The 22,809-nt window shown below is 66.0% G+C and carries 39 protein-coding genes; 20 read left to right on the top strand and 19 right to left on the bottom strand.

All coding sequences use genetic code 11. The features are described from left to right. Nucleotides 1-169: 169 nt before the first annotated feature. Nucleotides 170-1,315 (bottom strand): tyrosine-type recombinase/integrase, encoded by a 1,146-nt coding sequence (locus MPPM_RS19260; RefSeq protein ID WP_157914212.1) that lies wholly within the window; start codon nucleotides 1,313-1,315, stop codon nucleotides 170-172. Between the two features lie 350 nt (nucleotides 1,316-1,665). Here MPPM_RS19260 and MPPM_RS19250 point away from each other — a divergent pair, with 350 nt between their 5' ends. Beyond that, a complete protein-coding gene (locus tag MPPM_RS19250) occupies nucleotides 1,666-1,884 on the top strand; it encodes a hypothetical protein (protein ID WP_096486439.1) in 219 nt (72 codons plus the stop codon). Nucleotides 1,885-1,924: 40 nt separating this feature from the next. On the opposite strand, the gene MPPM_RS19245 is transcribed toward MPPM_RS19250, so the two are convergent. Both MPPM_RS19245 and MPPM_RS19240 read right to left on the bottom strand, forming a co-directional pair. Beyond that, on the bottom strand, nucleotides 1,925-2,242 hold the full coding sequence (locus tag MPPM_RS19245) for a hypothetical protein (protein WP_096486438.1): 318 nt from the start codon (nucleotides 2,240-2,242) through the stop codon (nucleotides 1,925-1,927). A 2-nt stretch (nucleotides 2,243-2,244) separates the two neighbouring features. Continuing rightward, entirely contained in the window at nucleotides 2,245-3,285 is a 1,041-nt protein-coding gene (locus MPPM_RS19240; RefSeq protein ID WP_157914211.1) for a DNA cytosine methyltransferase, read from the bottom strand. A gap of 174 nt (nucleotides 3,286-3,459) precedes the next feature. Between MPPM_RS19240 and MPPM_RS28405 the strand changes: the two genes are divergently transcribed. Beyond that, the gene (locus MPPM_RS28405) at nucleotides 3,460-3,822 is read left to right on the top strand and encodes a hypothetical protein (protein WP_162296273.1); all 363 of its coding nucleotides are present in this window, start codon (nucleotides 3,460-3,462) and stop codon (nucleotides 3,820-3,822) included. Between the two features lie 43 nt (nucleotides 3,823-3,865). Here the strand turns inward: MPPM_RS28405 and MPPM_RS19235 are convergent, their stop codons facing one another. The 7 genes from MPPM_RS19235 to MPPM_RS19205 form a co-directional block, all read right to left on the bottom strand. Continuing rightward, the gene (locus MPPM_RS19235; protein ID WP_096486436.1) at nucleotides 3,866-4,255 is read right to left on the bottom strand and encodes a valine--tRNA ligase; all 390 of its coding nucleotides are present in this window, start codon (nucleotides 4,253-4,255) and stop codon (nucleotides 3,866-3,868) included. Next, a complete protein-coding gene (locus MPPM_RS19230) occupies nucleotides 4,249-4,599 on the bottom strand; it encodes a helix-turn-helix domain-containing protein (protein ID WP_096486435.1) in 351 nt (116 codons plus the stop codon). Before MPPM_RS19230 ends, MPPM_RS19235 begins: the two co-directional genes overlap by 7 nt. A gap of 3 nt (nucleotides 4,600-4,602) precedes the next feature. Next, nucleotides 4,603-4,986 (bottom strand): HNH endonuclease, encoded by a 384-nt coding sequence (locus MPPM_RS28070; RefSeq protein ID WP_157914209.1) that lies wholly within the window; start codon nucleotides 4,984-4,986, stop codon nucleotides 4,603-4,605. Nucleotides 4,987-4,993: 7 nt separating this feature from the next. Continuing rightward, complete coding sequence (locus MPPM_RS19220) at nucleotides 4,994-5,272, bottom strand: hypothetical protein (RefSeq protein WP_096486434.1); 279 nt, start codon at nucleotides 5,270-5,272, stop codon at nucleotides 4,994-4,996. Between the two features lie 6 nt (nucleotides 5,273-5,278). Further along, a complete protein-coding gene (locus MPPM_RS19215; protein WP_197705055.1) occupies nucleotides 5,279-5,677 on the bottom strand; it encodes a hypothetical protein in 399 nt (132 codons plus the stop codon). A gap of 62 nt (nucleotides 5,678-5,739) precedes the next feature. Beyond that, on the bottom strand, nucleotides 5,740-6,081 hold the full coding sequence (locus MPPM_RS19210; protein WP_096487928.1) for a hypothetical protein: 342 nt from the start codon (nucleotides 6,079-6,081) through the stop codon (nucleotides 5,740-5,742). A gap of 568 nt (nucleotides 6,082-6,649) precedes the next feature. Further along, entirely contained in the window at nucleotides 6,650-7,348 is a 699-nt protein-coding gene (locus tag MPPM_RS19205; protein ID WP_096486433.1) for a S24 family peptidase, read from the bottom strand. A gap of 73 nt (nucleotides 7,349-7,421) precedes the next feature. On the opposite strand from MPPM_RS19205, the gene MPPM_RS19200 reads away from it, so the two are divergent. Then, nucleotides 7,422-7,667, top strand: coding sequence for a hypothetical protein (locus tag MPPM_RS19200; protein ID WP_096486432.1), 246 nt, complete (start codon nucleotides 7,422-7,424; stop codon nucleotides 7,665-7,667). A 117-nt stretch (nucleotides 7,668-7,784) separates the two neighbouring features. Here MPPM_RS19200 and MPPM_RS28065 read toward each other — a convergent pair whose 3' ends face one another. Continuing rightward, entirely contained in the window at nucleotides 7,785-8,054 is a 270-nt protein-coding gene (locus MPPM_RS28065) for a hypothetical protein (RefSeq protein WP_157914208.1), read from the bottom strand. 99 nt (nucleotides 8,055-8,153) lie between these two features. Further along, on the bottom strand, nucleotides 8,154-8,387 hold the full coding sequence (locus MPPM_RS19190; RefSeq protein WP_096486430.1) for a hypothetical protein: 234 nt from the start codon (nucleotides 8,385-8,387) through the stop codon (nucleotides 8,154-8,156). Nucleotides 8,388-8,659: 272 nt separating this feature from the next. Between MPPM_RS19190 and MPPM_RS19185 the strand changes: the two genes are divergently transcribed. The 14 genes from MPPM_RS19185 (at nucleotide 8,660) to MPPM_RS19120 (ending at nucleotide 17,853) form a co-directional block, all read left to right on the top strand. After that, entirely contained in the window at nucleotides 8,660-9,052 is a 393-nt protein-coding gene (locus MPPM_RS19185) for a hypothetical protein (protein ID WP_244573353.1), read from the top strand. Nucleotides 9,053-9,182: 130 nt separating this feature from the next. Beyond that, nucleotides 9,183-9,713, top strand: coding sequence for a RusA family crossover junction endodeoxyribonuclease (locus MPPM_RS19180; RefSeq protein WP_244573352.1), 531 nt, complete (start codon nucleotides 9,183-9,185; stop codon nucleotides 9,711-9,713). Next, nucleotides 9,710-9,913, top strand: coding sequence for a hypothetical protein (locus tag MPPM_RS19175; RefSeq protein WP_096486428.1), 204 nt, complete (start codon nucleotides 9,710-9,712; stop codon nucleotides 9,911-9,913). The genes MPPM_RS19180 and MPPM_RS19175 overlap by 4 nt, the downstream gene beginning before the upstream one ends. Beyond that, on the top strand, nucleotides 9,906-10,118 hold the full coding sequence (locus MPPM_RS19170) for a hypothetical protein (protein WP_096486427.1): 213 nt from the start codon (nucleotides 9,906-9,908) through the stop codon (nucleotides 10,116-10,118). Before MPPM_RS19175 ends, MPPM_RS19170 begins: the two co-directional genes overlap by 8 nt. Continuing rightward, a complete protein-coding gene (locus MPPM_RS19165) occupies nucleotides 10,115-10,720 on the top strand; it encodes an MT-A70 family methyltransferase (RefSeq protein ID WP_096486426.1) in 606 nt (201 codons plus the stop codon). Before MPPM_RS19170 ends, MPPM_RS19165 begins: the two co-directional genes overlap by 4 nt. A gap of 8 nt (nucleotides 10,721-10,728) precedes the next feature. Then, entirely contained in the window at nucleotides 10,729-11,268 is a 540-nt protein-coding gene (locus tag MPPM_RS19160; RefSeq protein WP_096486425.1) for an endonuclease domain-containing protein, read from the top strand. Further along, the gene (locus tag MPPM_RS28060; protein WP_157914207.1) at nucleotides 11,262-12,104 is read left to right on the top strand and encodes a hypothetical protein; all 843 of its coding nucleotides are present in this window, start codon (nucleotides 11,262-11,264) and stop codon (nucleotides 12,102-12,104) included. The genes MPPM_RS19160 and MPPM_RS28060 overlap by 7 nt, the downstream gene beginning before the upstream one ends. Further along, the gene (locus tag MPPM_RS19155; RefSeq protein ID WP_162296272.1) at nucleotides 12,040-12,666 is read left to right on the top strand and encodes a hypothetical protein; all 627 of its coding nucleotides are present in this window, start codon (nucleotides 12,040-12,042) and stop codon (nucleotides 12,664-12,666) included. Before MPPM_RS28060 ends, MPPM_RS19155 begins: the two co-directional genes overlap by 65 nt. Continuing rightward, complete coding sequence (locus MPPM_RS19150; RefSeq protein WP_096486423.1) at nucleotides 12,663-13,079, top strand: NrdR family transcriptional regulator; 417 nt, start codon at nucleotides 12,663-12,665, stop codon at nucleotides 13,077-13,079. Before MPPM_RS19155 ends, MPPM_RS19150 begins: the two co-directional genes overlap by 4 nt. Nucleotides 13,080-13,145: 66 nt before the next feature. Further along, complete coding sequence (locus tag MPPM_RS19145) at nucleotides 13,146-13,409, top strand: hypothetical protein (RefSeq protein WP_096486422.1); 264 nt, start codon at nucleotides 13,146-13,148, stop codon at nucleotides 13,407-13,409. Between the two features lie 48 nt (nucleotides 13,410-13,457). After that, nucleotides 13,458-13,907 carry a Ros/MucR family transcriptional regulator gene (locus tag MPPM_RS19140; RefSeq protein WP_096486421.1) on the top strand — a complete coding sequence of 150 codons (450 nt, stop codon included), beginning with the start codon at nucleotides 13,458-13,460 and terminating at the stop codon, nucleotides 13,905-13,907. Between the two features lie 107 nt (nucleotides 13,908-14,014). Next, entirely contained in the window at nucleotides 14,015-14,731 is a 717-nt protein-coding gene (gene nusG / locus MPPM_RS19135; protein ID WP_096486420.1) for a transcription termination/antitermination protein NusG, read from the top strand. 134 nt (nucleotides 14,732-14,865) lie between these two features. Continuing rightward, nucleotides 14,866-16,305: an IS1182 family transposase gene (locus tag MPPM_RS19130; RefSeq protein ID WP_096486419.1), complete on the top strand. Its 1,440-nt coding sequence runs from the start codon at nucleotides 14,866-14,868 to the stop codon at nucleotides 16,303-16,305. Between the two features lie 846 nt (nucleotides 16,306-17,151). After that, on the top strand, nucleotides 17,152-17,853 hold the full coding sequence (locus tag MPPM_RS19120) for a Crp/Fnr family transcriptional regulator (protein ID WP_244573351.1): 702 nt from the start codon (nucleotides 17,152-17,154) through the stop codon (nucleotides 17,851-17,853). Here MPPM_RS19120 and MPPM_RS19115 read toward each other — a convergent pair. Both MPPM_RS19115 and MPPM_RS19110 read right to left on the bottom strand, forming a co-directional pair. Next, complete coding sequence (locus MPPM_RS19115) at nucleotides 17,835-18,032, bottom strand: DUF6894 family protein (RefSeq protein ID WP_096486416.1); 198 nt, start codon at nucleotides 18,030-18,032, stop codon at nucleotides 17,835-17,837. The two genes, MPPM_RS19120 and MPPM_RS19115, sit on opposite strands and share 19 nt — an antisense overlap. Nucleotides 18,033-18,070: 38 nt before the next feature. Beyond that, entirely contained in the window at nucleotides 18,071-18,781 is a 711-nt protein-coding gene (locus MPPM_RS19110) for a Crp/Fnr family transcriptional regulator (RefSeq protein ID WP_096486415.1), read from the bottom strand. Nucleotides 18,782-19,010: 229 nt separating this feature from the next. Here MPPM_RS19110 and MPPM_RS28055 point away from each other — a divergent pair, with 229 nt between their 5' ends. The 3 genes from MPPM_RS28055 to MPPM_RS19100 all read left to right on the top strand — a co-directional run bounded on the left by MPPM_RS28055 (nucleotide 19,011) and on the right by MPPM_RS19100 (nucleotide 20,575). Continuing rightward, complete coding sequence (locus MPPM_RS28055) at nucleotides 19,011-19,427, top strand: hypothetical protein (protein ID WP_157914204.1); 417 nt, start codon at nucleotides 19,011-19,013, stop codon at nucleotides 19,425-19,427. Continuing rightward, the gene (locus MPPM_RS19105; RefSeq protein WP_096486414.1) at nucleotides 19,427-20,173 is read left to right on the top strand and encodes a Crp/Fnr family transcriptional regulator; all 747 of its coding nucleotides are present in this window, start codon (nucleotides 19,427-19,429) and stop codon (nucleotides 20,171-20,173) included. The genes MPPM_RS28055 and MPPM_RS19105 overlap by 1 nt, the downstream gene beginning before the upstream one ends. Nucleotides 20,174-20,323: 150 nt before the next feature. Further along, complete coding sequence (locus tag MPPM_RS19100) at nucleotides 20,324-20,575, top strand: DUF6894 family protein (protein ID WP_096486413.1); 252 nt, start codon at nucleotides 20,324-20,326, stop codon at nucleotides 20,573-20,575. Nucleotides 20,576-20,939: 364 nt separating this feature from the next. Here MPPM_RS19100 and MPPM_RS28050 read toward each other — a convergent pair whose 3' ends face one another. From MPPM_RS28050 to MPPM_RS19075, 5 genes are all read right to left on the bottom strand, one after another. Further along, on the bottom strand, nucleotides 20,940-21,086 hold the full coding sequence (locus tag MPPM_RS28050) for a hypothetical protein (RefSeq protein WP_157914203.1): 147 nt from the start codon (nucleotides 21,084-21,086) through the stop codon (nucleotides 20,940-20,942). A 66-nt stretch (nucleotides 21,087-21,152) separates the two neighbouring features. Then, nucleotides 21,153-21,452 carry a hypothetical protein gene (locus tag MPPM_RS19095; RefSeq protein ID WP_096487926.1) on the bottom strand — a complete coding sequence of 100 codons (300 nt, stop codon included), beginning with the start codon at nucleotides 21,450-21,452 and terminating at the stop codon, nucleotides 21,153-21,155. A gap of 156 nt (nucleotides 21,453-21,608) precedes the next feature. Next, the gene (locus MPPM_RS19090; RefSeq protein ID WP_096486412.1) at nucleotides 21,609-21,818 is read right to left on the bottom strand and encodes a hypothetical protein; all 210 of its coding nucleotides are present in this window, start codon (nucleotides 21,816-21,818) and stop codon (nucleotides 21,609-21,611) included. A 426-nt stretch (nucleotides 21,819-22,244) separates the two neighbouring features. Further along, complete coding sequence (locus tag MPPM_RS19080) at nucleotides 22,245-22,442, bottom strand: hypothetical protein (protein WP_096486410.1); 198 nt, start codon at nucleotides 22,440-22,442, stop codon at nucleotides 22,245-22,247. 68 nt (nucleotides 22,443-22,510) lie between these two features. Beyond that, on the bottom strand, nucleotides 22,511-22,750 hold the full coding sequence (locus tag MPPM_RS19075) for a hypothetical protein (RefSeq protein ID WP_096486409.1): 240 nt from the start codon (nucleotides 22,748-22,750) through the stop codon (nucleotides 22,511-22,513). Nucleotides 22,751-22,809: the final 59 nt, after the last annotated feature.

Genomic DNA, 22,809 nt, shown 5'->3' with positions numbered 1-22,809 from the left:
GCCCGCTCCGGTGCCGGACACCAGCCGGGGGTGAAGTCTGTGACGGATGAGCCGGAGGGCCTGTAGCTCAATGGTTAGAGCCGACCGCTCATAACGGCCGGTTTTTCTATTTTCTTCAATAAAATCAACGACGACTGACGCGCATTATCACGGAACGTTCGTGATCGGTTCACGCCAATCTGTAGCGTTTCTGTGTAGCGCCCATCGCGGACACCGCGGCGCCCATATGATCCGGGTGGTGGTGCGCATAGTGGCGGCGCAGGACCGCCTCCCCCATGCCCGCGAACCCGGCTACCTCCCAGGTCGGCACGCCCTGCTGCATCAGGTGTGTCACGGCCGAATGGCGCAGCGTGTGTGGCGAGACCCCCTCCCCCAGACCGGCGAGCTTCACCGCATTGGCGAAGCCGACCTTCACACGTGACACCGGCTGGCCGCGCCACTCCACGACGAAACCGCTCTCGCTGTTCGTCAGGCGCCGCCACCGGCGCAGGTGAGCCAGGATTGAGCGCGGCAGCCGCACCGGAGGCTGACGCTTGTTCGTCTCGCGCGCGCCCTCGCGCAGCCGGTAGAAGACGCCCTTGTCGAGGTCGATGTAGGAGCGGCCGGCGGCGGCTTCCCAGCTCGCCGTCAGCACGGCGCCGGGCCGGCTCGCCGTTGAGTAGGCGAGCAGCACGAAGCGCGCGAGGTGGTGCATCGTGTGCCGCCCCTCAGTGGTATTGCCGGCCTTCCCGTCCGCCCGGCTGCCCTCGCGGGCCCGCCACATCGTCCAGACCAGCCGGGCGACTTCGGAGCGGGACAGCCAGCGGTCGCGGGCCTCGCCGCGTTTCGGGAGGGCCACCTTCACGATCTCGCGGTGGTAGCCCTCGCGGTGGTGGTGGCCGATCGCGGCCGAGAGGTCCTGCAGATCGCGCCGCGCGCCGCCGGCGTTGCCCCGGTGCGTCGCGTAAGCGCGGCAGGTGGCGCCCGTGACCTGGGCGAGGGTCTTCGGCCCCCACCAGTCCAAGAGCCGGTTCAGGCGCTGCGCGATGCGGTGCCGGTCGGGATGCTGCGCGACGTGGTCGGTCGCGTAAATGTTCAGGACATCCGCGAGCGAGATGTCATCGAGACCACGTTGGCTCCGCGCCGGCCGGTGCGCGGCGCGGAGGTAGTCGGCGAGGGCTTGATGAGCGCCTGCAACGTCGCTTTCGCTGCATCCTGTGCTGAGCATTTTGGCGCCGTCCCGGATGACCCATCGAGAGGCGGTGACGATGCGGCCCTCGGCGTTGCGGCGGGCAGCGACGAGGTAGAGACGGGGGCCTTTGGCTGCGCGCGGCATAGCGTCCTCATGCGCTCGATCGCGGCGAGCGTGGTGTATTCCTTCCCCGCGACGACTTCGGTGACAAGCCGCCCGCGGTCGCGCTCGCGTCGGAGCCCTGAGGCTGTCATCCCGCCATTCGGGAAGGCCAGGGCAGCGGCGTCTGCGAGGCGCAGCGGGGTCGTGCGGGTGATCTCGGGCGCGCCCGGTGCGCTGGCGCTCAGGGCGACGCCGCCCCTCTCTCTACCCACGATCCTCTCTCCCCTTGTCTTCGGTGGTGGGGGTGGGTTGGGATAGGGCGGCGCGCGACTTCATCGAAGCCGAGCTCCTGCGGTAGGAGGAGCGACGCAGATACGTCTGGAGTTCATGCCATGGCCCGCCCTGCGGTCAGCCTCTACCAAGCCGGTGTCTTCGTGCTCGGCTGCATGGTGATCCACGGACTGCGCGCTTACGCCAGGTGGCTGACCCCGGTGCTGATCGTCGTGGTGATAGTTCTGGCCGGCATCTTGGCCGTAGACTGGCTCTCGACCGTCCCGAACGTGTCCGATCCTGACTCTCCCGAGGTCCGGGCGATCACCGGGTTCGAGTGAGGCCAAGTCCGCGCCCTGGTGGGTGGTGGTGGACATGGCGTCAGGCTCCGGGGGTGAGGGTGGAAGCCTGGACCAGCACACCTTCGCGGCGGCCGATCTCCATGAACTTTGCGATCTTCTGGGCTTTGGCCTCCACGACGGCGTTGATCGGATACGGATTGGGGATCACGCCCATGTCGCTCAGGATCGCGGCGACAGAGATCAGGTCGTGAAGCTCGTGCGTGATGCGTGCGGCGTTGCTGTGCGGCTGGCCGGGCTGAACCTCGTCCAAGCCGAAGCGCAGGGCCTTCATGACGCGCTGGCCCACCTCGTCGCATTCCTCCGCGAGGCACAGCAGAAGGTGTTCGGTCTCGGTCATCGCTAGGCTTCCTTCGCGGGAGGGTTGACGGGGGAGAGGGTGCGGGGCTCGTCGGCGGTGAGCCGTTCTCGCCAGCCCTTGGGGGGAGGCCACGGCACGCCCCAGGCCGCGAGTTGCGCCTTCGTCCAGCCGCCCTGAGGGGTACGTGCGGCGAGGACTTGCTCGGCAGAGACCTTCAAGACCGCCCCCCCTTCAGCGAGACCGCCAGGGGTCGGAACAGATCGTTCCGTACCCGTTGCCCCGCCGTTCGCGCTCTGCCCTTCGGAAATGGAAAGGGACACGTTTTGTCCGGAAAGGTCTTTCCGGTCGGGTGCAGTTGGGGCGTCGGATGGGGCGAGGATGGCACGCGCGATGCAGCCGGCAACGACCTCCATCATCTCGGGGGGATTGCTGTCGCCCAGGGCCTCGATCCGCTCGCGCCTCAGCCGGCTCTCGGATCGCTCCATCTCGCCGGCAGAGCGAGCATCCACTCGTAGAGCGCGCAGGACACTCGGGTTCCAAGCACCTCGGGCATCTGCTGCCCGCGCGACGCGCTCAATCTCGGATGGTCCCGCCGACCAGGCGATCTCCAGTCGCGGCAGGCTGGAGCTGGCCAGGATGAACACGCGCCGACGCTCGAAAGGCGCGCCAACGTTTCGAGCCTCAAACTCAAGTCGGGCAGTGTGGTAGCCAGCACCTGCGAGATCGCCAGCGACGTCGGCTTCCCATCGCGCGTTGCCCGGAGGCTGCTCCACGACAACCCATTCCGGGCGAACGTCGAGGCAGATCCGGAGCATGTCGGGCCAGAGGGTGGTGCCTGTCCGGTATCCGTGAACAGCGGCAGCGACGCTGGTGCCCTGGCAGGGCGGCCCGCCGACGATGATGTCGGCTTCGCCTCGCTGTCCGGCATAGGTGCGCACGTCGTCATGGATCGGGATACCCGGGAAGCGGCGCGCGAGGACATCGCGGCGCACGGGGTTGGCCTCCACGAAGGCGGCCGTCTGGAAGCCCGCGCGGTGGAAGCCGATCGCGTGGCAGCCGATGCAGGAGAAAAGGTCGAGCACGCACAAAGGCTCTCTCGCCCCCACAGGCGCTCGTGTCTCGGAGGCGAGGGAGACGGTCATGCTGGGGCTCCGTCATCGAGTGCGGCTGAAAGAATGGAAAATTGTTTTAGCTGCCCGGAGCGCCTGATACCGGCACTTACCTGGCCACATGCATCGTATTTTAATGATCTTGGCATGATGTCGTTAAACGGCCGCACTACAACTTGTTTCACAACAAGAACAGCAGCGGTCGAAGAAATGGATAGGCAAAACATTGACTCTGCCAGATCTGGAGATATCGGCCTGATACTTCCGCATTCTGGAAAAAATATATGGTGCCGCGTAGAAGATCGCGCAGAATTCAGCGCCCGCCTGTCTGTAAACAGCGTCCTCGGGGTTCCTGAGCGGTTCGTGCTCGTTATCGTCGATACCGGCGAACGCTTTTTGGCTGAGACAGTGCGGAAGGAGGCATGGAAACTGTCTGTCCGCCTGCGGGCTGCTCCACTGTTCGGCAGCGGGGTGCCTGAACGAGCGCCGGCCTCGGAAACAATCCATTGAGGCACGGCGCGGCCAGCGAAGCTGTCGACGGTGATGTCGCCGGTCATGCGGCCCCTCCATTGCGAGAGGACGTGAGGGCGGCGAAGGCGCGGGCGATGAGGTTGCGGGCCGAGGGGCTGCGCGCCTCGGTGTGGCTCTCCACCGGCGCCGGCCGGCCGCTCTGCTCATCGCGGGCGAGCCGCCGGACCAGCGCCAGCGCGTGCGCCGTCTGAGCGAGCAACGCCGACTCCCGATCCATCTCGCCGAGATCTTCCTCGACGGCGGGGAAGTCGTGCGGGGCGATGCGGTGCTCACCCTCGGCGACCGGGGCGAAGCGCTGCTGCAGCATCCGCTCGCCCTGGCGCGAGGCCAGCGCCCGGCGGGCGGACAGCGCCAAGAGGCCAGTGGATAGCTTGTCCCAATCGGTGGAGGCGAGATCGGAGGGGTTCAGCATGACGCACGCCTCCCGGCGGTGCGGCGCAGGCCCAGGAGATCACGGATCGCGGCGCGCTCGCTCGGCGGCAGGCTGTGGTAGCCGTCGAGGACACGGCGATCCTCACTGGTGAGTTCGACGGGCGCGGGGTCGCTCAGGCGTGCGGGATCGATGCCGAGCGCTTCGGCGACTTCCTCGCGCCGCTCGAAGGGCATGGGCTCGCGGCCCCGCTCCCATCGGGAGACCGTCGCGGTGGATACGCCCACCTGCCGGGCCACATCGGATAGATGCAGGCCCTTCTTGCGGCGCTCGTAGCGGATCGCAGCGCCCGCGTGCGTCGGGGCTTCTCGGCGGGACACCGGCATGGATCAGCGCTCCACGTAGAGTTGGCGGGGAGGAAGGCGGAGCTTGTCGAGCGGCTTGGAGGCCCGCCGCTGCGGCTCGGCCTTCGGAAAAGGGGGGCTTTGGATCTGACGCCGTGGCGCGGCCCAGATGCCGCGGTGTCTATCTTCGCGGCGCTGCGCCTTCGCGCGGTCGGCCGCGTCCTGCCGGGTCTTGGCCTTGTGGCAGGGGTCGCAGAGCACCTGACAATTCGACAAGATCGGCTCACCGCCCATCCAATCGGGAATGCGGTGGTCGTAGTCGAACTTGCCGGTGGTCAGCTTGCAGCCGCAGCCGTCGCCCTCGCAGCGGCCAGCGGCGCGCACGAAAGCATCGCGGCGAACCTTCTTCGAGAATTCCGTGCGGCTCATGGCGGCCTCAGAGCCACCCATTGATGCGCAGGCAGGCCACGAGGCTCACGCCGCTTCCGAGCAGCAGCACAGCCATGCCGACGGCGACCGAGATGGCGTTGATGTCGAGCGGCTCAGCGGCCGGGCGCTGCGAGGGCATGGCGTGCCTGTTGTCGTTGGAGGATGAGGGAAGGGTCTGCGTCGGCGGCGCGAGGCGCTGGCACCGGCCGAGAAACAGGCGGATGCCGAGGGCGTAGAGGGCGACCGCAACCCCGGCCGCGAGGAAGTCCTGGGCCAGGGCGATCACGGTGGATCAGGCCGCAGCGGGAGAGACGAAGCCGGCCTCGTGCGCAGCGGCATCGACCCGGCGCATCGCGGTGCGATTGATGTTGCGATTGTTCTGCTCGAGGCGGTGCGCCTGTGCCTCCGCGAGATCACTCTCGCTGGCGTAGGTGCCCGACGTGCCGGTGAGCGCATTCCGATGCACCGCCCGCAGGGCGATCACCGCCTCCTCAAACCTGAGGCGGGCCATGTGAGCCGTGTGGCCGCCGCGGGCGCCGAGCTGCGCGCTCGTGGCGTCGTCAATGGCGATCTTGCCGACGATGGCGCTGTAGGCCCGCGCCATCAGGCACAGGTGCTCGACCGCGTCGGCGAGGTCGAGAGACGAGATGGCAGGCTCGGGCTGGTCGGCCTGGCTGAACGGCGCGCACATGGGTGGCCTCGTCGGGCTGGTGTTGCGGGAAGGCGAAAGGGGCGCGCCGAAGCGCGGCGGGCTCAGGCGGCGTGGTCGCTCGGCGGCAGGGCCGGCGCGAGATCGGCGACCACGGCGGCGCGCTCGGACGCGGCATCGGCAAGGCGGTGAATGTGAAACTCGGAGGCGCCCGACGCCTGGGCCAGACGGACCCAAGCCACCGCGTCGGCGGCGGTCTCGATGCTGGCGACGTCAATGGGGGAAGCGAGGCCGGCCTCGTCGCGGCGCACCGCGATCACGACAGCAGGCGCGGCCTCGAGGGCATCGGCCGAACCGACGTCATGGACGCCGACGACGTAGCGCTGAGCAGAGCGGCCGCGCCACGCCGACAAAGCCACTGACGGGCTGCCGCTCATGCCCGCCATCGAGCGCAAACGCTCCTCGCGAACTTCAGGCGGAGCGGCGCGCTCGCCCCGCATCTCGGCGTGCCAGCGCGAGAACGAAGGGGGTGGCTTGTTGGACATCGGCGGCGGCTCCATCGCGGGGTGGCGATGAAGAAACGCTACATGCGGTAGCGATTGTCGTCAATACATGGTGTAGCGATTTTCGCGCGCGGTCTGACCGCGATCACTCGGCCGGATATCCACAGCCATCCACAGGCAACAATTTTGTACTTGTTTCGTTCTAATCGCGGCCTCACGTTGGCGCATCGACTCATGGAGCAAATAGATGCCCTCGACGCCCAGGTACGCAGTGCAAACGTATGTTAAAGATCGTCGAGGCAAGATTTCGGCAAGGCGAGCTATGGCCTGTAAGAATGCTGACGAGGCAAGGTCTCGAGCGCAGCGCCATTGCGAGGGCAAGACAAACGTCGGCGCCGCCGCGTTTCTACTGCACGGGGACGAGCACTTGGGCGATACCGACCCGCCTGAGGCGATCGCAATATTTGGACACGTCCCGCCCGAAGTGGACGAGTCGCTCCCGTTCTGATCGTCACGGATTTGGCGCTGACGCCGCCTTAGAAAGCTGGCGCCAGTGCCGCGCATGGACCGTGCTGATGATGCCAGAGGCCCACCGAAGGCGCGCATCGAGTAGCAGCGGGGCGTTGAAACTTTCCAGGTGGTAGAGGCCCTTTTTGGACCCCTGCAGGATGCGCTTCAGGTAGCGGTCTCCGGCCTTCGTCACAACAGCAGCGTAGGCTCCAACGAGGCGCTCCGGGTTCTCTCCGTGCTTAGAGCACAGGATCACGTCGTCCTCGTCGTATTTCGGGTATCCAGAGTTTCCGGTCACCCGAAAGGCAATAACGCCCTCTTCGACCGGGAAGGGCACTGCGATCTCATAGAGATTGTCGCCCTCGGCGATTTGCTCTGACGCTGTCTCAATGACCCCGCCGGCCGCGATAAGGCCCTTAACGCCGACGGTGCTGGTGCCCGAAACTACTTGCTCGGGTGCGTCGGTGTCGCCGAAGAGAATGCCGCGAGCCGTGACGTCGACCCCATCAAAGCGAAAACGGGAGGCATAGCGCTCCGCATCGTCCTGCCCGATCGTGCGCGTGCCGCCTTCGTGGGCGCGGTATGTGCTCTCCGGCCATTCGTTCTGGAGCGCGGCGTCACGGGCTGACCTATAGCCGGCCGCCTTGCGCGCTGCCTTCAACCTCAGGCCCTGCGCCTGCTTCAGCTTATCGTCTGACATGCTACGCAGTGTAGCGGTCAGAACGCTACGTGCTGTGTTGACAGTTGTCGCTACCTCTTGTAGCGATTGTGGCATGAAGTCATTCGCCGAAGTCATAGACCGGCTCGGGATTGGGCCAACCGCCGAAGCGATCGGCCTGAAGGACAGTCATGTCCGAACGCTGAAGGCTCGCGACAGCATCCCGCCTGCCTACTTCGAGGCTCTGGTTGTCTCTGACGCCGGGAAGAAGCTCGGCCTGACCTACGAGCTTTTGCATCAGCTTTATCGCGGCTGCCGGCGGCCGAAGACTGCCTGCGCTGAGCGCCGGCTGTCGGCATGACCCACGGCTCCCTCCGTCTCTGCGCCATCCTCGGCGCAACCGGCTTGGCCGCGATCACCTGCGCGGCAGTCATGATCGGCGGCGCTGTCTGGCAGGCCGCCCGCCGTGGCGCCCTTGTTACGATGCCGTGGAGCCCGTCATCGCCTCTGCGCTTTGTCGCTGCGGCTGATGTCGCCACCCGTTTCGCAGCAGGCTTTCCAGCCGCTCAAGCGCCTGCGCGTAGTGGTCCCGCGCCTCGGGATCTCGCTGCGCATCTCCCGCTGTCGCGTGGAGGGCGTTGAGAATGGCCTGCGCGTCCCTCATCCGCAGCCGCTCGATCATGACGCCGAGCACCGTCTCGATGGCGGCCAGCCGCGCCTCGGTGGCCTCGTCCTTGTGCGTGTCCATCGCTCGCCCCCCTTCACCCTTCCTGCAGCCAGACGGCATCCTGGCTGCCGGAACCCGCCCGATCCTGTCCTTTGTTCCCGCGTCTGGATCGGGCGCGCCTCAATTCAGCGCCGCCAGCATCGGCCGGGTGCCGATGACGCGGGCGACGACGCTGCTCGCCTCGTGCGCCGCTTCGGCGAGCGCCGGATCCACCTGCACCACGCCGAGCATCGCCTCGACCATGTGTCGGGTGAGGTCGCCGCGCTCGATTTCCCGCCGCACCAGCCACGTCACCATGGCGTGCATCGCCAGGATGGTCGCGGCGCCGTCGGTCTCCGGTGTGTGCTCGTGCATCTTGTTCTCCGTTTCGCGCTTCGGCGCGTCCGTTGCCCCGCTGCGGGGCCTGCCCTCCTTGGGCGTTTCCTCCCAGCACTGCCGGGGCCTTCGTGCCCCGGCCTTTTCTTCCTCGCGCTTCCGCCCATGCCGCCAAGCTCGCGGCGGTCGCGCGTCGATCCGTAGTGTTGCGTCCTCCGCCTCAAGTCTTCGTCCGGCCCCTGGCCTTCCCGAGGTGCAATTCAGCATGTCGGAGTGCTCAGATGCGGACAATTTTTGCCCGGAAACGGACAATGCAGACCGCCGCTAACCTCGCCAATCCGCTGGTCGATGCCCTGGTGCGCCATGCCGAGCGCCGCACAGGCTCGCGGATGCTGGCTTACGAGGCTGTCGGCCGGACGATCGGCACGACCGCGTCCTGGGTGCGCAAGTTCGTCGGCAACCAGCCGGTGCGGCTGGACGCGGACACCTTCCTGCGGATCCGCGCGACCTACCAAGCCAACTGTGACCGCTGGGACGCCCAGGCGGACGAAGATCGAGCCGCGTTCTTCGCGCTCGGAGGGGGAGACGATGCAATGGATCAGGGCACGGGCGCGCGCCTGGAAATGGAAGAAGGCGCGAGCGCTGCGCGAGGCCGGCAGGCCCCTGCCCTGGTGGCTCCGCTGGTGGATCAGAGCGCGCAGTGACTGAGCCTGCTCGCCCCTCGCTGGGCTGAGCAGCACCGCATCCGCTGCCGGGCGGTCTCCGGCACCCCGAACGATGGAGGCGCCTGTGATCGCAGTGCGCGCAAGCAGCGTGTTGCCGACAGGGAAGCATGTGCGCCTCAAGCCCGAGGAGCGCCCGGTCTACGCGCAGCGCCGGATCGTGCCCTTGGTCGAGATCCGCTTTCCGCTCCCGCCGAGCACGAACAGCCTGTTCGCCAACGTCGTCGGCCGCGGGCGCATCAAGACGCCGGCCTATCGTCGGTGGCGCAACAACGCCGTGCTGGCGATCTGCACAGCTCGCCCGGTCCCCGGCCGCATGGCCGGCCCCTGCGATGTTGCGATCTACCTGCCGCCCTTCCGCGGCGACATCGACAACCGGGTGAAGCCCTGTCTCGACGTGGCAGTGGCCGCCGGGATCATCGCCGACGACGGCCAGCGCTACCTGCGCCGCCATCCCACCGTCGAAATCGACAGCGCCGCCACCGACGTCCGCATGGTCTTCACCATGCCGTCGGTCGAAGAGCAGGACCGCGCCGAAATTGAGGTCCGCGCCCGCGAAGGCCAGAGCGTCGCGCACATCGCCGCCGCGCTCGGCCTCGACGAGGGCCACATCCGCACCGTGCTCGCGGAGATCGGACGATGATCGCCGCTCCTGAGCACGATGGACCGACCGTCGAGGAAGAAATCCTCGAACTCTGGTTCGACGGCTTCGACACCGCCGAGATCGCCGCCGGCATGCAGGACGACGCGCCCGGCCTGACGGAGGCCAGGATTGCCAATCTGATCGCCCGGGAGATGGACCGTCGCCACGCCGCGCGCCTGCAGGGAGGCGCCCGTGCCTGATCCCTATCTCGTCGGCAACGGCCGCTGGTGCTCGACCTGCTTCCCGGCCGGCGCACCCCGCTCGTTCATCAACCTGCGCCGCACGCGCAAGGCCCGCGCTGGCTGCAACGAGTGCGCCGGCGCCGGCCGCATACGCTTCACCGCAGAGGAGATCGTCGCCTCGACGGTCGCCGAGGTTCGGGCGCATCGGGAGCGCGCAGCATGAGCCTGTTCGCTGGCCTGCCCCAGCGCCACTACGGCGCCGTCGTCATCGACCCGCCCTGGCGTTTCTCCGCCGGCACCAAGAGCCGGCCGCAGCACTATGACCGCATGACGCTCGCCGAGGTGAAGGCGCTGCCGGTGCGCGGCCTGCTGCGCCCCGAGGGCGGTCGCGTGTTCCTCTGGATTACGGCGCCTCTTCTGCACCGCATCCCGGAGATCGCGAAGGCGTGGCGGCTCCGCTACTCGTCGGCGATCCCCTGGATCAAGCTCTGGCCGTCGGGCGATCCGCTGTTCTTCCATCGCCTCTCGATCGCGCGCGGCACCGGCTTCGAGGTCGCGGGCAACGCCGAGTACGTGGTGATCCTGAAGGCCGGTCGCCCGCACAGCATTAAGGGCAACCCGTTCTCGGGTGTCTGGATTGAGCCTCGGCGCGAGCACAGCCGCAAGCCCCCGAACCTGCACGAGGAGATCGAGGCACGGATTCCCGGTCCGTATCTTGAGGTCTTTGCCCGCGCCTCCCGGCTAGGCTGGGACGTCTGCGGCAACCAGACGACGAAGTTCGATCTGCCGGCCTCGCCGGCCCCAGCCCTCGAAGCCGCGGAGTAGGTGCAGAGATGACCGACAAGTCCGACGGCTACGCAAATTTGGTCCGCCAGACCCTGGAATATGTCTCTGCGGAGATGGGCTACGTGCGCGATTTCGCGGGCGATCATCTCGTTAAGGCCGAGAGCCCCATCGAGGACCTTCTGTTCTCCGCCCTCGTGACGCTCGTACGGTTCTGCGACTGCGAATATCACCACGTCGCGGTGCCGTCGCCGACATGGCCGCTCGGCAAGCTCATGGCGCGCCCCGAACTGCTGACGCTCATTGTCGAGCCTCAGGCGCAGCTTGAGGGCTGGCGAGTCGATTTCCTTGTGCACGCTTGGGAGACGGGCCGCATCAGCGGCAGGGAGCAGTGGCGCCGCCTCATCGTCGAGTGCGACGGCCATGCCTTCCATGAGCGCACGAAGGAGCAGGCGGCCCGTGATCGGTCACGCGATCGGGAGTTCCAGTTGCGGGGCTATACGGTCCTGCGCTTCACGGGCTCTGAGATCCACAACGACCCGCTCGGCTGCGCCCGGCAGATCTCCGATTGGGGGTCGCTTGGATGGTGATCACCCCGGAACTACTGGACGCCATGCTCGCCAACGGCTTGAGCCGTGAGCAAATCGTCGGCCTGATGAAGGCCAGCGTTGAGGCTGACCAGGCACAGGAAGAGGCGAAGAAGGCCGCGCGCCGGGCGAACCAGAACGAGCGGCAGCAGCGTCGTCGTCGTCTTATGTCACACGTTGTCACGCATCAGACGTGTGACAACGTGTGTGACGGCGTGACGGAGCGTGACACCCCCGCCCCCTCCCTTGATGGTCGCCCCCCTTCCCCTGCACCCCAACCCCCCACCCTTTATCCCTCCCCCGCCCCGGGTTCCGATGCTGCCGCATCGGCCGTCGCTGCCGCGCCGCCGGTCGAGCTTTCGGTTTCGGATCGGATCTGGACGAAGTTCCCCGACCTGCTTGTCGGCATGTCGAGCAAATCGGACCGCAGCGTGCGGACTTGGATCGGCAAGCTGCTCTCGAAGTACCGGGCTGAGGACGTGCTGCCCGCCCTGCAGGCCGCGATCGACGCCAGGACCGGCGATCCGTTCGGCTACGCGACCCGCGTCCTGAACCCCGCTCCGACAAAGCAGGCACTGAGGGCGCGTCCGCCATCCGCGCAGGATCTCTGGGCCGCCGACGCCTTCGATGCCTATGAAACCGAACTGAGAGGCCGCGATGAGCACCGCCCTTTCGACCGTGACGGATCAGGATCAGAGACTGCCGGCGATCCGGGATGGCATCCCGCCGGCGCCCCGGCGCACCGCGGCGGTGATCGGCTACCTGAACAACAACTTGGAGCCGATCCCCGGGAACTTCCGCCGCTACGCCTTGTCGGGGGCGGTCGCGCCCACGGATGAGCAGCGCGGGCTGCTGCTGAGCCGCCGGGCGGAGATCGACGCGGGTCTCGTCGGATCTGACCAGACCACGATCCGGAAGAACGTCGGCATCCTTCGGTCGAGCATGGCGACGGCGCAGCTCGGGCCCGAGGCGGTGCAGCTGGCAAAGGAAGGCTTCATCCTCGTGCTCGGGCAGTACCCAGCATGGGCCGTCGCCGAGGCCACCATGCGCTTCCTCAGCGGCAAAGTCGGAAACAAGGTCTATGCGCCTACCGCCGCGGAGATGGCCGAGGTCTGCCGGTCGCTGATTTCCGAGCCCCTGGCCGAGCGGGCGCGCATCAATGCCATCCTCGATGCCGAGGTCTACCACGTCGCGGGCGAGGCCGAGCGCGCTCAGATCGCGGCCATGCACGCCGAGTTCGTGGCCGAGACGACGCGCCGGGCCGCGCCGCCCAAGAGCACTGCGCCGGAGCCGGTGAGCGAGATGCGCGACCCGAACCTCGCAGGGGACCTCGATGTGCGTCGGAAGCGGCGAGAGGCTGCGGAGCGCGAGGCCGCGGCTGCGCAGGAGCAAGCGCCGTGATCTGCCCGAAGTGCAGCGCCGACACCCGCGTCGTGAATAGCCGGCCGCATGCGGAGGATGCCACGGTCATCGTGCGTCGCCGGCAGTGTACCGGCTGCGCGCGCCGCTTCGACACCTTCGAGAGCACTCGGAACGTGGTGAAGCTTCGCAAGAACTCGCGCGCTAGCAAGGCGCAGTGGATCGCAGAGACGCCGCCGGATGTGCTGGCGGAAAAGCGCCGCCTGTATGGCCTGCGCCGAGAGGCCAAGGCCGAGGCCAAGGAGACCGGCCGGCCCGTTACCGACGTCATGCACGCTTGGGGCATCGAGCCGACGGCGGGGCGACGCCCCCTCAAGCTCACCCCGCCGCCTCCCCCAACCCCTCGCCGCAACGAGGGATCGGCGGCCACCCCGAAGCTGGAGACAACGAGATGACCGAGAGCCGCGATAGCATCGTCCTAGCTGAGGCTGCGCACACATACGACGTTGCCATTGTCGAACATGACGGTGACGCGCGACATCACCGAGATGAAGCCGTTCTGGATGGTCTACGGGCTCGGCCAGCGCGAATCGACCTACCAGCACGGCACCGAGGCCCGAGCCCTGCGCGAGGCCGAGGTCCGGCACGGCGTCACCTTCGTGGTGCTCGAAGCAACGCAGGCTGTCCGAACGCGCCGGCTCGACCACTTCGATCTACGAACTGCGCCCCACACAGATGACCGCCGCACTCGACATGATGTCTCAGAAGACGACATACCGTTCTGAGGTTCGTCGACCACAATTCGGCGGGCCCGTTCCCTTTCAGGAGACACTATGCCCGACGACAACTTCGAAGATGCCCCTAGGAATGGCACTGACATCATCGATCTGACGATCGCCATCACGGCAGCCTACGTTGCGAAGAACACGCTGCCGGCGAGAGATCTTCCTGGGCTGGTTACCAGCGTGCATGCTGCGCTTGCCGGTTTGGGTAGCCCCGTCGCCGCTCCTGCCGAGGAAGTGATCGAGAAGCCGACTTCCGCGCAGATCCGCAAGTCCGTCACCCCGGACGCGATCATCAGCTTCATCGACGGCAAGCCCTACAAGACGCTCAAGCGCCATCTGGGCGCCAACGGGCTCGATGCCTACTCGTACCGCGAGCGCTACGGCCTGCCGAGCGATTACCCCATGGTCGCGCCGAACTACGCCGCGCGGCGTTCCGCGTTGGCCAGGTCGGCTGGCCTGGGCCGCGCTGGTGGTCGAACCGACCAAGCTGCCAAGTGATAGGCGCGCCTCCCCTCTGATGTCCGAGTGGTCGGTGCCGAAGTCCCGTTCGGACCGGCACCGACCGCCTCCAAACTCCTCTTGTAGCGTACCGAGGAACAGCCGCCATGCCACGAGGCCAGTTCGGCAAGGGCTACAACACCGCCCAGGCCACGCCCCAACACAACAGCACGATCGCCCAGGACGTGCCGCTGCCGCCCGAGCGCCGTAACAAGGTGCCGAACCTCTATGTGTCGGCTTTGAAGTGGTACGTCTGCACGACGGCGCCGAGCCGGGAGTTGTCGGCGGCAGCCAGCGTCCGACAAGCTCAGCTTCGCGGCCGGCGCGAGGGCGAGACCCCGTTTGCCGCCTACGTCCCGTGCGAGTTCTTCTGGCACCGGGCTGTGCGCTCGAACCTTCGGGTGCCGCGGCGGGAGATCCAGCGCCCCATCCTCCGCCACTACATCATCGTCGGCGTGCTCGGCGGTCTCTGCGATGACACTCTGGCAGCGTTGCGGGAGCGCGACCGCGAAGGCCGGAACGTGCATGGCCTGCTCGGCATCCTCGGTGTGTCCGGGCTCGGCCCCCGGCCCATGAGCGGCGAGGGGCTGCGGTGGCTCCGAACGCAGGGGGCAGACGAGATCGCGGGCGCTACGAACCGGTCAGCCTCCGGCATCATCCAGCCGGGCGAGGACGTCCGGGCCGGCTCTGGCGTGTTCTCTGGGTTCTTAGGCAAGTTCATCGGCACCGCTGAGGGCGGCACGGTCGGGGTCATTGCGCTGGACATGCGCAGCACCAGCTGCGAGGTGCGCCTGCCGATCGAGGACGTGCACAGGGCTGCGTAACTGCCGCCCGCCCCTCAGTCTAAGCGTTTAGGGTCAAAACCCAATTAGCTTGACCATGTGAGGGTCGGCTTGCGACCCTGGCTGTGTCAAAACTCCCATGATGGTATCTTTCTCCGGGTCGACCGGAGGCTGGCATGGGACGGTTTGTTGTCGGTGCCGAGCGTGATCAGACGACGCTGTTTCCGCCGTGTCTTGAAGACTGGATCGCCGAGGACAATCCGGTCCGCGTGGTCGATGCCTTCGTGGATGCGCTGGATCTTGGGGCGCTCGGCTTCGCGGGCGTCGATGCGGCACGGACGGGGCGACCGGGCTACCATCCGGCCGCTCTCCTGAAGCTCTACGTCTACGGATACCTCAACCGGGTCCCGTCGAGCCGGCGTCTGGAGCGTGAAGCGGGCCGCAACGTCGAGGTCATGTGGCTGACGGGTCAGCTGTCGCCCGATCACAAGACCATTGCTGAGTTCCGCCGTCAGAACGGACCGGCCATCGGGCGCGTCTGTGCCCGCTTCGTCGGTTTGTGCCGCGAGATGGGCCTGCTGACCGGCACACGCGTCGCGATCGACGGCTCGAAGTTCAAGGCGGTCAACAACCGCGACCGCAACTTCACGCAAGGCAAGCTCGACCGGCGCCGCCAGCAGATCGAGGAGAGCGTGTCGCGCTACCTCTCGCAGCTCGACACGGCCGATCGTCAGGATCCCACACCCGAACTGGCCGCCAAGGTGGTGCGGCTGAAGGAGAAGATCGCCCGCCTCGGGCAGGAGATGGAGCGGTTGGCCGGCCTGGAGGAGCAGATGAAGGCGGCGCCCGACCGGCAGATCTCGCTGACCGATCCCGACGCGCGATCGATGGCAACCAGCGGGCGCGGGTCGGGCGTGGTGGGCTACAACGTCCAGGTGGCGGTCGAGACCGAGCATCATCTGATCGTGGCGCACGCGGTGACCAATGCCGGCTCGGACCGGGCGCAGCTCCGTGGTATGGCAGTACGGGCCAAGCAGGCTCTGGAGACGGACACGCTCGATGCGGTGGCCGACCGGGGCTATTATTCCGGTGAACAGATTCTGGCTTGCGAACGCGCCGGCATCTCGGTCACGCTGCCCCGGCCGATGACCTCGGGCGCCAAGGCCGCCGGCCGCTTCGGCAAGGAGGATTTTCTCTATCGCCCTCAGGAGAATGCCTACCTGTGCCCGGCGGGCGAGACGCTGCCCCACCGATGCACCACGGTGGAGAACGGCCTGACGCTGCATCGGTACTGGACGAACGTGTGCTCGGCCTGCCCGATGAAGGCGGAATGCACGACGGGCAAGGAGCGCCGGGTGACACGTTGGGAGCACGAGGATGTGCTGGAGACGGTGCAGCGCCGATTGGACGCCGATCCGCTGGCCATGCGGGTCCGGCGTGAGACGGTCGAGCATCCTTTCGGTACGCTGAAGGCGCGGATGGGGGCCACGCACTTCCTCACCAAGACCCTGCCGCGCGTCTCGACCGAGATGGCGCTCCATGTCCTCGCCTACAATCTGACGCGGGTTCTCAACATCCTGGGAAGCCGGAAGCTCCTGGCGGCGATCCCCACCTGAGCGGGAGCATGGATCGCTCGCCGAAGAGGCCGGGAAACCGTCCAGGAGGCGCTTTCAATCAAAAACTGGTCGTCTCCCGACCGCAAAAACCCGTTCGACGCGATGAACAGCCCATTCTCAAGAGACCGGGACGTCACCCGACCGCAAAGTCCCAATCCCAGAGTTTTGACACGGCCTGGACCCTCAGCAGACCCTCAGCAGACCCTCAGCAGACCCTCAGCAGACCCTCAGCGTATCGGGCACGAGGGTCCGCTACTGAATGTTTGGGATGTGTTTGTTCGCAGCAGCTCTAACAGGATTTTTTCTTATAGATATTTCAAGGATGGAAATCCTGCAGCGCCGATGAAAACAACATAGCCAGAGCGCTTTCAGCCTGGATCTTTAGCTTGTTGCACGAGCCTTAGCTTCGCCCAGGCTGCATACGTTCCACTAGAACAAGCATTGCAAGTTGCGTCTCCGTCATCTCTGAGCCGGCGGCATCGGTGATCGTGAACTCGTTGGTTCTCGCATCCCGCAGATCGTAGATCGCCAGCATCGTATCGCTGGCCGTCTCGTGTAGGGAGATCACCGTTCCCCCCGGACCGTCACTGCTGACCCTGTACATGGAGGCTCGAGCTTTCTGTACGCTACCGTACCTAACGCACCTCCATGCCGTTGGTGCCTCTCGGCACGCATTAACCTACAGCAGCTGGACTGATGCGATGGATTGTCCGCTTCCAGACGGTTCGCCCGGTTTGCGCACAATCTTGTCGCCTTCAGCCGCCAATTCTTTATTCGACAGACACCCGTCCCGCCCAGCTCTCGACCGCGCCATTGCCGACCCTATCGTCCTACCAGAACCGTCTGTTGGCCAGCCTGTCAGAGGATGATCGTGCGCTCCTGCGCCCTCATCTTGAGCCAGTCAGCTTGCCCCTTGGGACGGTGCTGATCGAGCCGGGTCGCCCGATCTCCCATGCCCACTTTCCCGAGGATGGCCTCTGCTCCGTCATCGCAAGCTCGCACGACGGCGGCCGGATCGAGATCGGCCTTTTCGGCCGCGATGGGCTAGCCGGCGTGGCGCTGGCGCTCGACTCCGATCAGATCCCCCACCAAATCTTCATGCAAGTCGCCGGACGCTCCCACCGCATCGGCGCCGACGCCCTGCGGCGGGCGATCAACGCCAGCGACTCACTGCGCACCTTGCTCCTACGTTATGCGCAGACGTTTCTGATCCAGACCGCTCAGACGGCCCTTGCCAATGCCAGTGCGCCTGCCGAGGAGCGGCTCGCCCGCTGGCTCGTGATGTACCACGACCGGCTGGACGGTGATGATCTCTCGGTCACCCACGAGTTCTTGTCGATGATGCTGGGTGTGCGTCGGCCCACCGTCACGGTGGCCCTGCAGATGCTCGAAGGCGCAGGCCTCATAAAGGCACGACGCGGTCGCATCGTCGTCCTCAACCGCTCAGGGCTCATCGAGGCCGCGGGTGAAGCTTACGGTCCGGCGGAGGCCGAGTACGAGCGTCTTATCGCACCTCTCCGGCAGACGGCTCAGAGCTCCTCTGCATAGGGCACCTCGATCAGTACCGCTCCGCTCTCATCTGTGATGACGAACACGTTGCGCTGCCACTCGCGCGGTGGGCCGTAGACGTGGGGCAAACGCCGCATCTCACGCAGCGTTTCATGCGCCAGGGCACGTGCTGCCTCGACATCGGCCAGTTCGTCGCCTTCCTCATCGCGGATCAGCACGCCGTTGCGGCGGATGTTGAGGTAGAAGCGCGGCAGGTTCAGCTCTCCCCGAGCAGGCGCTCATACTCGGCTTCGGCCGGTCCGTAGGTGTCGCCCGCCAGCTCCATCAGTTTCTCGCGGTCGAGCACGGTGATCCGACCTCGCTTTGCTCGGATCATCCCCGCTCCCTCAAGGATGTGCACGGCCGTGGTCACGCCGGGGCGACGCACGCTGAGCATCAGCGACAGGAAGTCGTGCGTCAGCGGCAGTTCGTCCCGCTGCAAGCGATCGTCCGTCATGAGGATCCAGCGGGCGAGCCGCGCCTCCAGGTTGGCGTCAGCGTTGGCATAGACGGTCTGCCCCACCTGCACGATCAGGCTCTGCACGTAACGTCCGAACACGTTGCGCAGTGCCGGGCTGACTTGCAGTGCCTCCTGCAATTCTGCCGCGGCAATGCGAAGTGCCGTTCCCTCCGCTTGCATCATTGCCGAATGCGGGCTGCGATCGGTACCGAGCAGGAGCGGAACACCGACAAGGCCGTCATGGCCGACCATGCCGATCTCGACCCGCCCATCGGACGTGTCGGCGATCAGCGAGCACAGGCCGTCCTCGATGAACACGGCGTGGGTGATCGGCTCGTTGGCGGCGATCACAACCTCACGCATGCCGAGTGGCACCGCCTCGAGGGCCGGGGCCAGGCGACTGAAATCGTCCTTGGCCAGAGCTCTGAGCAGCCGGTTGCAAATGGTGGTTTGCTGAAGCTGAGGCATGGCCCTGCTCCCATCCTGGGGCAAGAGCGCACGCTGTCTCCTAGCCGTCCGCGCCCGAACAAGTCGGCAGTCGATATCTTCGATATAAGTGCTGCGTGCATAAAGTACACGGGGGCTTCACGCGGAATGTACGATCCCGGACAGAGGCCACTCTGGTTCGAGAGTACGCTACTGGACCAAGCGTGCCGGCGCTATTCCGTCCGCAGTGTCAACGAGATAGGGTTCATAGATGGTGCATCTGGATCCCATTCAAGCGCGGCCGAACATACGTCTGGGGTCGTCAGGCGAAACCGGTATCGGTCCGCTCTTGCTCCTGATCGAACCGGATCCGGTCGTCGGCCTCGATTTGGCTGATGCGCTTAAGGGGGCTGGTCTACGTGTATTCGGCCCCTTGCCAGATGCGGCATCTGGACTGACATTGCTCCCGCACGTGTCACCTGACTACGTCGTGATCGGACTGCTGCAGGGCGATGAGGCGGGCGCGAATCTGATCGTGTCACTGCGGCTGCGTAGCATCCCTTTCGTCGCTCACGGTTCGCCGGACGCCACAGGCGGGGTGCCGGTGGACGTACTTCTTTACGAGCCGGTCCTAGCACAAGACGTCGTTGCGTCTGTGCTGGCATTGCCGGATGGAAGGGCAGCGTGATGAGCAGCCTGCAGAGCCTGATCAGCGCACCGCTACATCGCTCGTCACCGGAATACGATGGCGCCATCGATCCGTTTGCGGCCCGTCTCACGGCTTTTGCGTCGCTGTCGGGCAACGATCGTGCCGCCTTGGCTGAACTCGTCAGCCGCGCTGCGGCAGTTGCCTCCCACACAGACCTTGTGCGTGACGGCGAGGTGGCGGACGTTGCTTTCCTCGTGCTGGACGGGATCGCCTGCCGGTATTTGCAGAAGGCCTCAGGCGCTCGGCAGATCCTCGCCCTGCTGCTACCGGGAGACCTGTGCGACTCGGACCTGATCCATCTGGAGCGCTGGGATCATGGCATCGCCACTCTTTCGTCCTGCCGAGTGGCGCGAGTGCCGCGCGCGATGCTGGAGGATCTGACCAACACGCATCCCACCATTGAGCTGGCGTTGCGCCGAGCCAGGCTTGAAGCCGAAGCCCGCAGCCGAGGCTGGCTGGCGGCGCTTGGGGTCTGCTCGGCCACCGAGCGTCTAGCACGCCTGTTTTACGAAATTGCTGAACGGCTGCACGCTGTCGGGCATGGGGAGCGACATGCCTGCACATTACGGCTGACGCAACTCGATCTGGCCGAGTGCATCGGTGTGACCACCGTCCATGTCAGCCGCGTTCTGCGGGAACTGCGCCAGTCGGGCGTGATCGAGTTCAAAGGTGGGCAACTACGCCTTCTCGACCGTGCAGGGCTCGCGGCGTTGGCAGCGTCCTAGAGGACCATTTCCAAGTGTGACGCCGAGCCGAGGTAAGAAGCTTCTAAGGCAGCTTCTGATGCGGCAGAGTTGCAAAATGACGGCCTGGATAGGTTAACGACGCCGGCGGTGGAGCGGGGCAGAGTGGCGTCTACGAGACTTGAGGCTGCCATGCTCTTCTACATCGACGTCACTGACGCTGACAGGTTTATGCGTGACGAGGACGGGTTTGAGTTCAGCGACTTAAAAGATGCTTGTGAGGCCGCCGTGGCCCTGCTCCCTGAGCTTGCGCGCGAGGCTTTGCACGGGCCGACTCGCCTCTCTGCGATGATGCAGGCGCGGGAGCGGCACATCGCGGCACAGGTTCGGGATGAGGCTGGGAAGATACATTTCCGTACACGACTGCGGCTCGACATGGAATGACCGGCACCGCGAGGGTCCTGACCTGCACGAGGCCAATCGTTCTGCGGAGCAGCCCACGTGGGCTTACGTCCAGACGCTCGTGCTGTCATTGGCGAACAGCCGCTCCCCACCCTCAGCGGTCTTTCACTGCCCGCTGGTACGCCGTCGGGGTCAGCGAGGATGCGCATAGAGCCGGGCGATACCTATCGCGCCGTTGACTTAGGATAGGCAGCCGCTATTGTTCTGCCTGCGCCAGTCGACGAAGAATATGCACGGGCTGAGCGCGAGAACGGACGTGAGGCCGCCATAGGCCCTGCCGCTTCTCACGATTGGAAAGATGCGCCCCGAGCGGATGACCCGCTGCGGGGCTTTCTCACCAAACTGCTTAGCGGCCCGATCCGCCACCGCCGCCGGTGCTCGTGTTGCCGCCGCCAGCGTTGCTCGGGTTTCCACCGCGCCTCCCATTGTCCTGAGCCAGAGCGGCACCGGTCATAAGGGCGATCGCCAGCGCCGCCGTGATGATCTTCGACATGCTATTCTCCATTTGCCGCAGTCTGGGAGGCGCGGCTTGTGTTGATTTCAGTTCGCCTCTGAGCGGTTAGCGACCGCCACCCGTCCCGCCAGCACCGCTGGTGCCTGCACTACCGCTGGCTCCCATGCTTCCGCCGGCGGTCCCGCCGGCAGCACCCGGAGCCGCCGGCGCCATCTTGTTTCCAGTCGCGGCGCCGGTAGCTGAACCGGTCGAGCGCTCCATGGCCTTCTCGGAATTGCTCTTCACGCTGCCGGGGTTGTTCATGTTGCCTTCGGCGCTCCCTCCGCCGGAAGGCGTCTGAGCTAGAGCGGCACCCGAGAGGGCAAGCGTCAGCGCGGCGGCAAGCGCCAATGTCTTCGATTGCATGACCGTTTCCATCCCTGTTCGTCGTTGAGCAGGAGCAACGCAGGGCTGTCAGCTTCGTTCAGACCACTGACCGTAGCGCCCTAGTGAGCATTCGGCGGAGACGTAGACGGAGTGGTTGGCGCTGCGCATCACCGTGAGGATTGGAATTCCTGCCAATCAGCGGAGGGTGGGAGACTCATCGGGCTTGAGCGGACGATCCTCGCCGTCAGGACCACCGGTCGAGACGTGAGAATTCAGCCGGTCCAAGTGCTCGAAGACGTGCTCCAATGCCCGCGTCACAGCCGTCTCGAAAGACCCGTCCTGTGTGCCCTGAGCAGCCTTCACAGCGCTGAGGAGTTTGTGATGCTTATGGGTGTCGCTCGACATGGCAGACCTCTCTGCCGGCCTCGCGCCGGCTCAAGGAGCCAAGTTTCAGCGTTAAATCCGGTTCCTGACGCGGTCTCTCCTTGAAGTCCCGCCACGGTTGCCGGCGCCGAAGACGCTTCTAAGCACAGACCAAGTCGACGGGCTCAGACCTTGATCGCCTCTTAGCCGGCGCCCGTCTGCTCGATCGAGCCGTTCGACCTCGTAGGCACACCGCTGAAGCGCGTACTCAGCGCCACCTCTCGCCTGCCCCCGCCCCCTGCTCCCCTCCATCTCGAAGCGGAGGCAGGATGCGAGGTCGGCCTTGAGATTGTCGAAGGGAGCGGCCTCGGAGGTCGAGGAGAGGGCCAAGAGAAGCAAGGTGGCACGGACATACACGGGGACGGCTCCTTGGTAGTTGCGCAGCCCCTGACAACGCGTTGATGCGATCTACCGGCTCCCGAAGCCAGTCTGTTCGCGCTCGATGGCCTTCAAGGCGCTCTCATAGGCCTTAGCCTCGCTGGTGAAGGAGCGGTCGGAGCGTTCGGTCAGCTTGCCGTGCTTCCTGAGGGCCCAGCCGAACTGGCCTTCTGGTTTCTTCAGCGGCTCGACCGTGACGGAATAGGGGTGTGGCACTTCGTTGTTCATGGCGCGGTATGGCACGCTAGTTGTCGGGTCACCAACAGCCTCTAGGCGAGGTTTCTAAGGCTGCGGGATCAGCAACTCAGCCCAGACTCCGCTTGTAGGTGTGCTTCGACCTTCCGGATCACGCCGCAAGGATCGTGACCTTTCGCTTCGGCCAAGAGCATCAGGTCAGTGACGAGATCGACGATGTCACACTCTCCGATGACGTCCGACTCTCGTGGATGGCACCAACGTCGGATACCGGAGTGCTCTTGCAGGTAGGCGTCGAGAGCCTTTTGAGCGAGCTCGGCGCGCTTGGCTTTGTCGGGCATGGGTTTTTGCCTCCCATCCCCTGGCGCCGGGCCCGAGGCGAGACGGCCGGCGGGTAGGC

It is taken from the genome of Methylorubrum populi (genome assembly GCF_002355515.1).
GTDB classification, from domain to species: domain Bacteria; phylum Pseudomonadota; class Alphaproteobacteria; order Rhizobiales; family Beijerinckiaceae; genus Methylobacterium; species Methylobacterium populi_A.
Note: the sequence above shows the minus strand (reverse complement) of the source record. Positions and strands in the feature narration are given on the sequence as shown.